A 12,439-nucleotide genomic window follows, 5' to 3' on the forward strand; every position below is an offset into this window, starting at 1 on the left:
GCACCGCCCCTGCGTCGAAGGAGCGTCAGTAGTCACGACCATCGGGGGGAACCATGCGTCATCCCGTACGACCCGTCCTCGCCGGCCTGCTGCTCGCCTGCGCGCTCGTCCTCACCGGCTGCGGCGCCGGTGACGACTCCGGCGGGTCCACCAGCGACTCCAAGGCCGACCTGGGCGGCACGACCCAGGACGCGGCGGGCTCGGCAGGCGCCAAGGAGAGCAGCGGCAGGGGCACCGACAAGGCCCCCACGCTCACGGTGAACCACATCATCCGCACCGCCTCCCTGACCGTGCAGGTCAATGACGTGCCCAAGGCCCTCGACGAGGCCCGCACCACGACCGAGAACGCCGGAGGCTATGTCGGCAACGAGACCACCACCCGCGGCTCCCAGGGCCACGAGCGGACCCGCGTGGTCCTCCGGGTCCCCACCGAGAAGTACGACGAGGTGCTCACCGACCTCCAGGGAGCGGGCAAGCTGCTCGACCGCACCGCGAAGGCCCAGGACGTCACCGACCAGGTGGTGGACGTGGACAGCCGCATCAAGTCGCAGCGGGCCAGCGTGGCCCGGGTCCGCGAACTGATGGACCGGGCCACCAAGCTCAGTGACGTGGTCACCCTGGAAGGGGAGTTGAGCAGCCGGGAGGCCGACCTGGAGGCGCTGCTCGCCCAGCAGGCGTCCCTGAAGGACCGCACCAGCCTGGCCACCATCACGCTGTCGCTCACCGAGACGCCGGTGAAGAAGGCAGCGAAGGACGACACTCCCGGGTTCGTGGACGCGCTGGCGGGCGGCTGGCACGTCTTCGTCACCATGCTGCGCTGGATCGCCCTGGCGCTGGGGGCGGCCCTGCCGTTCGCGGCGCTGGCAGCCCTGGTCGCGTTCCTGTGGTGGCGAATCGTCCGCCGGCGCCGTACGCCCGGTGGGGAGGCCTGAGCACGCCCGAAATTCCCCCGCCCCGTAGCGTGTTCGCATGGACATGAGCGGTGGACGGGAACGACTGGTGGTGATCGGCGGGGACGCCGCGGGTATGTCCGCGGCGTCCCAGGCACGCCGGCTGCGGGGACCGGACGAGCTGGAGATCGTGGCCTTCGAGCGCGGCCACTTCAGCTCCTACTCGGCGTGCGGCATCCCGTACTGGGTCGGCGGTGACGTGGCGGAGCGGGACCATCTGATCGCCCGTACGCCCGAGGAGCACCGGTCGCGGGAGATCGATCTGCGGATGCGCACGGAGGTCACGGAGATCGACGTGGCCGGGAAGCGGGTACGCGCGCGTGACGTCGATTCCGGCGCCGAGTCCTGGACGTCGTACGACAAGCTCGTCATCGGGACCGGCGCCCGCCCGATCCGCCCCGACATGCCGGGCGCGGACGCGCCGGGGGTGCACGGTGTGCAGACCCTCGACGACGGCCAGGCCCTGCTCGACACGCTGGCACGCACGCGTGGCCGGCGCGCCGTGGTCGTCGGCGCCGGATACATCGGCGTGGAGATGGCCGAGGCGATGATCAACCGGGGCTACGAGGTGACGGTCGTCAACCGCGGCAGCGAGCCCATGTCCACGCTCGACCCGGACATGGGCCGCCTGGTGCACGAGGCGATGGAGGGCCTCGGTATCACCATGGTCAATGACGCCGAGGTCACCAAGGTGCTCACCGGCCAGGACGGCGGCGTCCGCGCGGTGGCCACGGAGGACGGCGAGTACCCGGCGGACGTGGTGATCCTGGGCATCGGCGTGCGCCCGGAGACGAGCCTCGCCCAGGCGGCGGGCCTGCCCGTCGGCGAGCACGGCGGCCTGCTGACCGACCTGGCGATGCGGGTCCGCGGCCACCAGGACATCTGGGCGGGCGGCGACTGCGTGGAGGTCCTGAACCTGGTCTCGGGCCAGGAGCAGTACATCCCGCTGGGCACCCACGCCAACAAGCACGGCCAGGTCATCGGCAGCAACGTGGGGGGCGATTACGCCACGTTCCCGGGTGTCGTCGGCACGGCGGTGAGCAAGGTCTGCGACCTGGAGATCGCCCGCACCGGCCTGCGCGAGAAGGACGCCCGGCGGGCGGGCCTCCAGTTCGAGGCGGTCACCATCGAGTCCACGAGCCGCGCCGGCTACTACCCCGGCGCGAGCCTGATGACGGTCAAGATGCTCGCGGAACGCCGCACGGGCCGCCTCCTCGGCGTACAGATCGTGGGGCGTGAGGGCGCGGGCAAGCGGGTCGACATCGCGGCGGTGGCCCTGACGGCAGAGATGACGGTGGACCAGATGACAGCCCTGGACCTGGGCTACGCACCCCCGTTCTCACCGGTGTGGGACCCCGTACTGGTGGCGGCGAGAAAGGCAGTGTCCAAGGTACGCAAGGGAACTTCTTGAAAGAGGTCGCGGTCACTCACCCAGGGGCGCGGGGAACCGCGCGACCAGCCACAGCACACCCGCGCCCCGCGACGACGATCAAGCCGTCCCACTGATCCTCGGCAACGAAGTAACCCCCGCACCACCCGGCGCGGCCGCGGCAGCCGGCTGCTCGGTCCCCGGCCGCGCATGCGCCGCCGCCGGCCGCGTCGACCGCAGCCGGTTGCTGACCGCCTCGTCCAGCGTCACCGGCCGCTGCATCTGCGCCGCCAGCCGCCCCGCCTCCTGGCCGAGCCGCGCCACGTCCTCCCAGGGAAGCCGCACCACAAGGGAGATCTCCGCCTCACCGTCGGGCATGGCCTGCATGGGAGGGAACCCCTGAGAAGCAACCCGCTCGTTCATCGCCTGGTCCTCACGTCGCCTGGAACATCACCTGAAGCTCATTCGGTCGCAAGGACATACGCACCCGCGCGCGCCGACGTTCACCGAGCCGCTCCGCGCTTCGGGCGCCCCCGCCCTGGGCACTAGTCAGCTGTGGTCATCCCCGTTCATGACGTGAACCCGGTGCGTCGCACGCCGTACGTGACGTACGCGCTGATCGCCGCGAACGTCCTCGTGTTCCTGTTCACCCCCGGCATAGCCGGCTCCGTGGCCGGCGGCAGCGATCTGGCACAGCTGTGCCATCTGCAGGCCTTCACGGACCACTACGCGGCGGTTCCCAGAGAGCTGATCCACCATCAGCTGCCGGGGCTGGTCCCGACCGGCGCCGTGGGCATCGGCCAGAGCGGCCCCGGCTGTGTCGTCGGCCCGCCCTCCTACGACAAGTCGCCGGTGCTGTCCGTCTTCACGGCGATGTTCCTGCACGGCAGTTGGCTGCACCTGCTGGGCAACATGCTGTTCCTGCTGATCTTCGGCAACAACGTCGAGGACCGGATGGGCCACATCCGGTACTTCCTCTTCTACGTCGTCTGCGGCTACGCGGCCGGCTACGGCTTCGCGCTCCTCAACGACACCTCGGCGGACCCGCTGATCGGCGCGTCCGGCGCGATCGCCGGCGTCCTGGGCGCCTATCTCGTCCTCTACCCGAAGGCCAGGGTGTGGGTGCTGGTGCCGTTCCTGGTCTTCCTGCCGCTGCGGCTGCCGGCCTGGCTGGTGCTGGGCTTCTGGTTCGTGCTCCAGGCCGTGTACTCCTCCGGCGAGGGCGTCTCAGACGCCGGCACGGTGGCGTACGCGGCGCACATCGTCGGCTTCCTCGCGGGCATGCTGCTCGCCTGGCCGCTCAAGCCGGGCACACCCCCACCGCCGGAACCGCGCGGCCTGCTCTTCGGCAGGCGGGCCCGGCCCCGGCACACGTAGTGAGACCGGCCCGGCACGCCGGCCGGCGAGGGCACCTCAGTCGTCCGTCGAGCCGAGGTCGTCGGGGCCCGCTGTGGCCCGCAGGGTGCTGATCATCGAGCGGACCGTCTCGGCGGAGGGCGCCGGCACTTCCCCGGCCCCGCCCGCGGCGAGCAGCCCCTCAAGGACCCGGTCGCCGCGGAAAGGCGCCAGTTCATCGGGCAGGTCGCTCCGGTACCGGTCGCGCTCGCGGGAGTCGGCCGCGTCCCGCATGCGCCGGAAGTAGGCCGCCAGGCCGTCCCAGGAAGCAGGGTCGGCCGCCAGGACGTGGAAGAACTCACGGTGCCGGCTGCGGATCACCAGGAGAGCCGCCAGTTGCAGGTGGAACACCCGGGGCGGGACGGTACCGCCGGACTGGGCGATGCTCACCTCCATCGCCATGTTGAAGATGTTCACGAACCGCTTCAGCCGCCGCGGGTTCGCGCCCAGGCCGCGCTGGAGCAACGTCCAGAAGGCGTGGTCGTCGACGTGCCGGTGGACCCACGGTGCGAAGGCCGTGCGCAGGGTGTCGAATCCGACGTCCGGGAGGAAGAACGGCAGCTGGACGATCTTGTCCAGGTAGGCCAGTCCGGACACCACTTCGGCGGGCGCCTTCTTGAACGCTTCGCCGAACTTGTAGGTGGCGACCGCGGCCAGCACGTCCAGGTCCAGGGCGAGGACGAACACGCACTGCGACTCGCCGAGGAACAGCTTGAGCGACTCCAGCACGGTCATCGCCGAGTCCGGGGCGCAGCGGTCCAGGTCGTCCACGAAGACCACCAGCCGTCCTTCGGCGCCCACGAACTCCTTCACGGCGTCCCGGAAGTCGTTCTCGAACCGGTTGATCTGGCGGTACTGCTCGGCGTCGCCCCTGGACAGTTCGGTGAGCAGGGAGTCGACGTCTCCGCCCTTGATCACCCCGCCGGTGGCCACCGAGGCGGCCGTGCCGAGTCCGGCGCGTACCGAGAGCCAGGTGGCGGCCTTGGCGAGCCGCAGGGCCTTCTCCTTCAGCCCCTCCTCGTCCTCCATCTCGGCCAGGATGGTGTGCAGCAGCGCCGCCCACACCTCGACCTTGCGGTCGTACTTCCAGGGGTTGAACCAGATGGTGCGTACCTGCCGGTCCTCCAGCCGCCGCTGCCACAGCCGCAGGAAGCTGGACTTGCCGGTGCCCCAGGAGCCGAACACCCCGACGGTGAGCGGCAGTGGCGTCGCCTGTTCGACGGCGCTGTGCAGTACGTCCACGTAGGGCTCGAAGTGGAAGGCGTCGTCGGCGAAGTCGGAGATGGGGTTGTCGGTCAGCGGACGCATGGCGGCTCCTTCGGTCGTGCGTGGTGGTTCAGGGATCCCGGGGCGGCGTGTCGGCGTGGGCGCTCAGGAGGGTGATGATCGGGTTGTCGGCGCCGAAGTGGCTGCTCCAGCGGTCGAGCGCGGCACGGGCCAGCCCACCGGCGGCCCTGGTGTCACCAACAGCCGCATGGTGCTCGATCACGGCAATGACCAGGCCGCACGTGGCTTCGGGCCCCGCACGCAGGGCTGCGGGCAGGTCCAGGCGCCGGGCGATCTCGGTCATCCGGACGCGGCCGTCGGGCGTGGCGGGATCGTCGGGCAGCGCCGCCGAGAGCAGACCGAGCGCGGCCTCCTCGGCCGCCCGCCGCTCGTTGGGCCCCATCACCACACGTCGCATCACCATCTGCAGGGCTGGGTGCACCTCGACCCGTCCGGCCTTTTCTTCGACGGTGGCCAGATCCTCGACGGACAGCCGCAGCAGGGCCAGATGGAGGGCAACCTTGTTGCGAAGCACACCACCACTGCCGTCGGAAGGCCTCGTCTTGGTCGCGGCGGACAGCAGGCCGTACGAGACGCTGCCGGTGCCGACGCAGCTGAGCACCCTCAGCAGCTCGGCGGCGGCGGGGTCCGCGGCGGCGAGCCCCGCCACAGCCTGCCGCCACACGGCCGCGAGCTTCACGTCGTAGTCGGCGAGGTCGTAGTACAGCAACAGACTGGCGCAGAGTTCGTCGAAGTCGTCGAGGTGCTCGGTCACATCGAGGGGGCCCTGGGAGAGGGAGCGGCCCAACTGGATGAGCAATGGCGGCAGACCGCCGGCACGCCCGGCGACCGCGGACCCCTGCTCGTCGTTGAGCCGGGGTGCTCGGGCACGCAGCAGGGCGAGGCTCTCCTCATGGCTCAGCCGGTCCACGCGCAGCGCGTTCGCCGTCACCTCGGTCCAGCTGAAATGGCGGGTGGTGATCAGGATGTGACCGGCACCGAGTGGCAGCAGTGGGGTGAGCTCGGTCGGCGGGTCGGCGTTGTCCAGGACGAGCAGCCAGCCGCGGTGCACACGCCCGGAGCGCAGCCGGTCGAGGACGCCGTCCACCGGCGCGAGGCCGCCGCGTCCCGGCGGGACGGACAGTTCGTCGCCGAGCCGGGCCAGGGAGAGGGTCAGACTCCGGGCGTCGCGGGCCTCGCACCACCAGACGAAGTCGTAGTCGCCGCGGTGGCGGTGAGCGTATTCCAGCGCGGCCTGGGTCTTGCCGATGCCGGCCATGCCGTGCAGCACGCACAGCCCGCCGCCGGAGCGGTGCAGGGTCTCGTTGATGTCGCCCAGCAGTTCCTTGCGGCCGACGAAGCGGGAGTTGCGGGCGGGCAGCGCGGAGGAGGCCCGCAGCTCGGGGCCGACGCGGCTGGTGGATTCCGCAGGCCCGACGGGCTCCCAGTGCGGAGCGGACCCCGCGTCCCGGCGGATGTTCCGGGCCGAGACGCCCGACGGCAGCAACCTCATGGCCAGATCCCCGGAGCGAAGCGTTTCGGACCGGGTCAGCCCGTCGGCGAGCAGCTCCGCCGCCCCGTCGAGCAGAACGAACGCGTACTGTCCGTCGACGTCCCGGTCACGGTCCGGCGCACGGACCAGCAGACCGCTGTGGAAGACCTCCGGGACGGCCTCGTCCGCCTCCGGCAGCAGGCGGCGCTGGGTGGCGTACAGCAGGTCGAGGGTGACGAGCGGGGCGACCGTCAGCAGAGCGGCGAGCCGGACCGCCGCGGGACCGGCGACATCCTCAAGTGTCTGGACGAGGGCGGCCGGTTCGGTCTGCCGAACGGGGGCGGCGAAGCCGTCCGAGGTGCCGGGACCCGGGGTGGGTATCCCCTCGCCCTCGTACCAGTCGGTCGTGGGGGCGGCCACGAGGTGTGCCCAGGCCTCGATGGACCGGCTGTCCTCCAGGCCCAGTACGGGAACGGCGCCCGGCGCGTGGAGCCCGGCCGCCTTCTCCAGGCTGCCCGGCTGAAGTTCGCACGTCAGCCAGGCGGTGGGCGTGGCGGGGCGGGCCGCTCGCCACCGGAACGGGGCGAGGGGGACGCCCACGCGGTACCGCAGCGACGGAGGCAACGGCTGGAGTACGGCGGTCGCGCCGGTCCGGCACAAGTGGTCGAGCAGCCCGGCCACACGGCCGTCCTGCCAGGCGTCCTCCACACAGTTGCTGACCAGCAGTACGACCTGCCCCCCGGGCAGGGGTGCACCGGTGTCCCCGGGCGACAGCTCGCCCGGCGCGGAGGTGTCCGCCTCCTGGACCCGGAGGTGTTGGAACGGTGCCTGGCCCAGCGCTTCCTGCAGGTCGTCGACGGCCCGGGTCCACAGCTTCATCGAGGGCGCCCGGTCCAGCACCAGGTTCAGAGTGAGGTGCGGAGTGCTCTCGAAGGGGTGCAGCGCGCGCAGGAGCTTGCTCGGGTTCACCGGTCATCACCCGCTGTCGGGGGAGACGAGCGGTTCGTCCTTCGGCAGCGGCCGCTCCGGGTCGGCGAAGAGCAGACGCACCTTCTCGCCGGTACCGGTCCTGTGCTGGCGGTCCCGCCAGGACCGCACCGCCTCCGGGATCTCTTCCAGTGGCACCCTGCGGGCCAGTGCCGTCAGCGCCTCCTGCGCCGCGGGCGACGCGTCGCGCGACCAGATCAGTACCGGTACCCCTTGCAGGAGGCAGGCCGCGACCGCGTCCCCCGAGGGACGGAACGTCAGTCCGGAGGCGTCCAGCAGCAGGGCCCGGCCGTCGACGCCGTCCACCCAGTGCGGTTCGCGCCGTGCGGGAGGGGTCTCCTTCAGCTGCCGCCACCGCGCGTGCCAACGCCCGTGCAGGTCGACGCGCTCCTCCAGTTCGGCGGCCCGTACGACGACGGTGCGGTGCGTGCCCAGCGGACGCGGTACGACACCGTCACCCGTGTCCAGTTCGTCCACCGGGAGGTACAGCAGCTGGTACGGCAGCACGAACTCGACCTGTCCGGCCGAGTCGCCGGGGGTGGCCCGCTCGTGTCGCTCGACCGTGCGCAGCGCTCCCACAATGGCGGTCATCAGTTCCTGGTGCGGAACCCGGTCGTCGGTCCCCAGCATCGTGGTGCCGTCCGCCGCACGGACCGACGTCGTCACCCCGTAGGTGCGCGGGTCCCACATGAGGGGGTCCACCCTGATGACGAGGACCGGCGGCTCTGTCGTCCGTTCCGGCGGCCGTGCCGTTCCCAGCCGGGCTGCCACCGACCGCTGCCAGGTGTCCAGTCCCGCACCGGCCGCCCCGGGCACCGAGTCGGCCAGCTGCGAGACGAACTCCAGCAGGGCGGGCGAACGGCCGGGCGGGGCACCACGGTTCTCCAGGTCCCGCACCCGCTCCAGCAGAGCGACACCGCCGTCCAGCTCCGGCCGCGCGAGGAGCCCCTGCAGTGTCCGGCGCTCGTGGGCGAGCAGCAGCGACGGCGCCGCGACCTTGTCCACCAGAGTCCCGAACGCCTCCACCTCCGAGCTGCCCGGGTCGAACACCCGCAGGACCTCGACCAGCCGGCGCAGGTCCTCCGGGCGGCGGCTGAACTGTCCTAACAGGTCCAGGGCTCTGAGCCGGGTCGTGGTACCCGACACCAGGCCGACTCCGGGGACCTCGTGCCGCAGTTCCCGGGCGAGCAGCGCGAACGCCGACCGGTCGTGCATCACGGGTACGGCCAGCAGGGCCTCCACCAGCTCGCCGCGCTCGCGGAGGGTGAGTCCGGCATCCGGCGGACGTTCCGTACCCGAGGCGTGGGGGCTCGGGACGAGAATCCGCTCCAGGACCGCCGACAGGGGCAGGAAGCGGCCGACATGGCGTGCCGTGCGGGTGGTGGCCTCGACGTCGGTGAGGAGACCGACCACGGCGCCCTTGCCGTCGACCACCGGGCTGCCGCCGCTGCCCGGTCGCGGTGTCGCCCCCTCGAAGGTCAGCAGCCCCCAGCCGTCCGGCTCGTTCGGCCCGGGAAGTGCCGCGACGACGGCGGGCAGCTCCGCGTCCGGGGTGATCAACCGGACCCGGCCGGCGATCCGGGCCCTGTCGGCCCTGGGCGAAGGGAGGAGCTGGGTGTCGTCCAGACTCAGCATCGCGAAGTCGCCGGAGGAGTCCCGAAGCGGCACCCAGCCACCGGGCATCACCTGGGCGGGCACAGGCTCCTGGGTTCCGTGCCGCACCACGGACAACGGGCCCCGCGGGCCGTTCTCACTGAATCTGCTGACGCCCAGTGCGTCGGTCACCACATGGGCGCAGGTCAGCACGAGGTCCCGGGTGAACAGGAAGCCGTATCCGGCCGGCCGCCCGTCGTCGCCCTGGACGCGGACCAGCCAGGACTCGTGGTCCCCTGACTCCCCCGTCGGCTCCCCCGCCACGGTGCCCCCTCCCCCGTTCGCGAAGATTATGCGGCCGGGGACGGGGCCACGTCATCGGAACGGCGGCAACAGGGGCGGCGGGAAGGAGTTCCCTAGCGGGCGCTCTCGGTGTGGACGTACTCGGTCAGACGGGTCAGGGCGTCCGGGTCGGTGGACGGCATCACGCCGTGGCCGAGGTTGAAGACATGGCCTTCGAGTCCGGCGGCCGCGTCGAGCACCTCACGCGCCTTGGTCTCCACCGCGTCCTTGCCGGCGAACAGGACGGCCGGGTCGAGGTTGCCCTGGAGCGCCTTGCCGGGGCCGACGCGGCGGGCGGCCTCGTCGAGCGGGACCCGGTAGTCGACACCGACGACGTCCGCGCCGGCCTCGCCCATGAGGTTCAGCAGTTCGCCGGTGCCGACCCCGAAGTGGATGCGCGGGACGCCGTAACCGGCGACGGCCTCCAAGACCTTCGCGGAGGCGGGCAGCGCCGAGCGCCGGTAGTCGGCGGGGGCCAGCGCTCCGGCCCAGGAGTCGAAGAGCTGGACGGCGGAGGCGCCGGCCTCGATCTGCACCTTGAGGAACGCGGCCGTGATGTCGGCGAGGCGGTCGAGCAGGTCGGCCCAGAGTTCCGGGTCGCCGTACATCATCGCCTTGGCGTTCTCGAACGTGCGCGAGGGGCCGCCCTCGACGAGGTAGCTCGCGAGGGTGAACGGGGCGCCTGCGAAGCCGATCAGCGGGGTCGAGCCGAGCTCGGCGGTGAGCAGGCCGATCGCCTCGGTGACGTAGGAGACGTCCTCGGGGGTGAGGTCACGGAGCTGGGCGAGGTCGGCGCGGGTGCGGATCGGGTGCCCGACGACCGGGCCGACGCCGGGCTTGATGTCGAGGTCGACGCCGATGGCCTTGAGCGGGACGACGATGTCGCTGTAGTAGACGGCCGCGTCCACGTTGTGCCGGCGGACGGGCTGGAGTGTGATCTCGGTGACCAGCTCGGGCCGCGTGCACGACTCCAGCATCGGGATGCCCTCGCGCACCTTGTGGTACTCCGGCAGCGAACGGCCGGCCTGGCGCATGAACCACACGGGGGTGTGCGGCACGGGTTCACGCCTGCACGCCTTCAGGAAGGCACTGTCGTACGTCGCTGTCGGCTGCTGGCCCGCGGGGCTTCCATTCGCACTCACGACGGCAAGTCTCGCACGCCCCCGAACGCGGCTCGGCCACGGCCCGTGCGGGGCCTCGGGTGCGGCCTTAGGTGGTGTCTCTCCCTGCGCGAAGGCGTCGTTCCCCTTACTCTTCCCCGCATGGCTGCGGCTCAGGGACGACTGTCGGACGGCGCTGGCGGGATGGGCGAGGGGAAGGGCACCGAGGAGGGCGAAGGGCATACGGGGAGTACGACGCCACCGGCCTTCCGGGCCGCGGTCGACGCGCTGCGCGGCGCACGGCTGCGGCCGCAGGTCGAGGTGGAGCCGACGCCCGCACCGCAGCGTCTGGCCCCGTTCGCGTACGCCGTGGAGGCGGCGGTGGTCGACGGCGAGCAGGACCTCGCCGACGGCCGTCTGGTGCTGCTGCACGACCCGGCCGGGCACGACGCCTGGCGTGGGACGTTCCGGCTGGTCACGCTGGTGCGTGCGGAGCTGGAGCCGGAGATGGCGGCCGATCCGCTGCTGCCGGACGTCTGCTGGTCGTGGCTCACCGGTGCCCTCCAGGCGCGCGGCCTGTCGTACGGGGAGCCGAGCGGGACCGTCACCCGGGCGAGCTCGCACTACTTCGGCGGGCTGTCCGAGCGCCCCGCCGCCTCGCAGATCGAGATCCGGGCCTCCTGGACGCCCCGGGAGGGCCGCGCCGGGGTCCCGGACACCGCGGCGCACCTCGCTTCCTGGTGCGACCTGCTGGCGCAGGTCGCGGGACTGCCGCCGGCCGCCCCGGGCGACGCCTCGGTGGTCACGCTGCCGCAGCGCCGCGACCCGCAGGCGCGCTAGCCACCTCACTCCGCCATTTCCGTCATGTCCGACATTGACGGAGGATCCGTCTACCCGAGTCCCGTCGACTCACCCTTCGTTGACCATCTCTTTGTCGATACGGCCACTTTCTGTCCCGTACAGCAACGGCCCGAACCGATTCGATCTTCGGATGATCGATCGCGTGTCCGAATTGCACGTATTGTTACTCACCAGATCGTGATCATTCTCTAAAGGCGAACGGGTTTGATGCCGAAGACGACTGTGACCTTGAAAGCACGGTTCGTCCCGGCTTCTTCCCCACAAGCCGGCCCCCGTCCCCCACCCCAGGAGGCCTGGTGTCCGTTCTCCTTGAGCAGCCCGCAAGCCTGGTCGCCTACCGCCCGAACAAGCCCACCGCCATGGTGGTCGTGGCCGACCCGCGCGTCCGCTCCACCGTCACCCGCCACCTGTGGGCGCTCGGCGTGCGCGATGTCATCGAGGCCTCGTCCATCGCGGAGGCTCGTCCCCGCATCGGCAACCCCCGCGACATCTGCGTCGCCGACGTCCACCTCCCCGACGGCTCCGGCCTGACCCTCCTGTCGGAGACCCGCGCCGCGGGCTGGCCCAACGGCCTGGCCCTGTCCGCCGCCGACGACATCGGCGCCGTGCGCAACGCCCTGGCCGGCGGGGTCAAGGGCTACGTCGTCACCGGCACCCGCACCAACATCGGGCTCCCCACCCGACCGGGCGCCGCCCCCATCGGTTCCGCCGCCGCCCGTATGCACCGTCGCCCCCCGGGTGCCCCGAACCACCCGGGTGGCTACCGCGAGCTCTCCGGCCGTGAGGTCGAGGTGCTCCGGCTGGTCGCGGAGGGCCAGTCGAACAAGGCGATCGGCGTCTCGATGGGCCTGTCCGCCCTCACCGTCAAGAGCCACCTCGCCCGCATCGCCCGCAAGCTCGGCACGGGCGACCGCGCCGGCATGGTCGCCGTCGCCCTGCGCACCGGCATCATCCACTGACCGGTCGCGCGTTCACCGACGTGAACCGGATCGACCGCCGGTCCGGTGTCGCGTCATCCCCGCGTCGTCCCCCGTTCGTGGACCCGATCTTTCACCGACCTGACTGGTTTACGACCCTCAGGCGC

General features: G+C 71.7%; 10 protein-coding genes. 5 read left to right on the plus strand and 5 right to left on the minus strand.

Annotated elements, in window-relative coordinates; genetic code table 11:
- Positions 1 to 53: 53 nt before the first annotated feature.
- A complete protein-coding gene (locus tag ACFWXC_RS17805) occupies positions 54 to 932 on the plus strand; it encodes a DUF4349 domain-containing protein (RefSeq protein WP_384479660.1) in 879 nt (292 codons plus the stop codon).
- A gap of 37 nt (positions 933 to 969) precedes the next feature.
- On the plus strand, positions 970 to 2,361 hold the full coding sequence (locus tag ACFWXC_RS17810; protein ID WP_384479662.1) for an FAD-dependent oxidoreductase: 1,392 nt from the start codon (positions 970 to 972) through the stop codon (positions 2,359 to 2,361).
- 78 nt (positions 2,362 to 2,439) lie between these two features.
- On the opposite strand, the gene ACFWXC_RS17815 is transcribed toward ACFWXC_RS17810, so the two are convergent.
- Positions 2,440 to 2,706: a hypothetical protein gene (locus tag ACFWXC_RS17815; RefSeq protein ID WP_384479684.1), complete on the minus strand. Its 267-nt coding sequence runs from the start codon at positions 2,704 to 2,706 to the stop codon at positions 2,440 to 2,442.
- Positions 2,707 to 2,874: 168 nt separating this feature from the next.
- On the opposite strand from ACFWXC_RS17815, the gene ACFWXC_RS17820 reads away from it, so the two are divergent.
- Positions 2,875 to 3,696: a rhomboid family intramembrane serine protease gene (locus tag ACFWXC_RS17820; RefSeq protein WP_384479663.1), complete on the plus strand. Its 822-nt coding sequence runs from the start codon at positions 2,875 to 2,877 to the stop codon at positions 3,694 to 3,696.
- A 36-nt stretch (positions 3,697 to 3,732) separates the two neighbouring features.
- Here the strand turns inward: ACFWXC_RS17820 and ACFWXC_RS17825 are convergent, their stop codons facing one another.
- The 4 genes from ACFWXC_RS17825 to hemE form a co-directional block, all read right to left on the minus strand.
- Complete coding sequence (locus ACFWXC_RS17825) at positions 3,733 to 5,022, minus strand: P-loop NTPase fold protein (protein WP_384479664.1); 1,290 nt, start codon at positions 5,020 to 5,022, stop codon at positions 3,733 to 3,735.
- Between the two features lie 28 nt (positions 5,023 to 5,050).
- Entirely contained in the window at positions 5,051 to 7,441 is a 2,391-nt protein-coding gene (fxsT, locus tag ACFWXC_RS17830) for an FxSxx-COOH system tetratricopeptide repeat protein (protein WP_384479666.1), read from the minus strand.
- Positions 7,442 to 7,447: 6 nt separating this feature from the next.
- Positions 7,448 to 9,376 carry a trypsin-like peptidase domain-containing protein gene (locus ACFWXC_RS17835; RefSeq protein ID WP_384479668.1) on the minus strand — a complete coding sequence of 643 codons (1,929 nt, stop codon included), beginning with the start codon at positions 9,374 to 9,376 and terminating at the stop codon, positions 7,448 to 7,450.
- 92 nt (positions 9,377 to 9,468) lie between these two features.
- Positions 9,469 to 10,536, minus strand: a complete 1,068-nt coding sequence (gene hemE / locus ACFWXC_RS17840; RefSeq protein WP_384479669.1) for a uroporphyrinogen decarboxylase — start codon at positions 10,534 to 10,536, stop codon at positions 9,469 to 9,471.
- A 120-nt stretch (positions 10,537 to 10,656) separates the two neighbouring features.
- Here hemE and ACFWXC_RS17845 point away from each other — a divergent pair, with 120 nt between their 5' ends.
- Both ACFWXC_RS17845 and ACFWXC_RS17850 read left to right on the plus strand, forming a co-directional pair.
- Positions 10,657 to 11,334: a DUF3000 domain-containing protein gene (locus ACFWXC_RS17845; protein WP_384479671.1), complete on the plus strand. Its 678-nt coding sequence runs from the start codon at positions 10,657 to 10,659 to the stop codon at positions 11,332 to 11,334.
- A gap of 317 nt (positions 11,335 to 11,651) precedes the next feature.
- A complete protein-coding gene (locus tag ACFWXC_RS17850; RefSeq protein WP_351710385.1) occupies positions 11,652 to 12,314 on the plus strand; it encodes a response regulator transcription factor in 663 nt (220 codons plus the stop codon).
- The last annotated feature ends 125 nt before the right edge of the window (positions 12,315 to 12,439 follow it).

Source organism: Streptomyces sp. NPDC058683 (assembly GCF_042716195.1).
GTDB lineage: Bacteria > Actinomycetota > Actinomycetes > Streptomycetales > Streptomycetaceae > Streptomyces.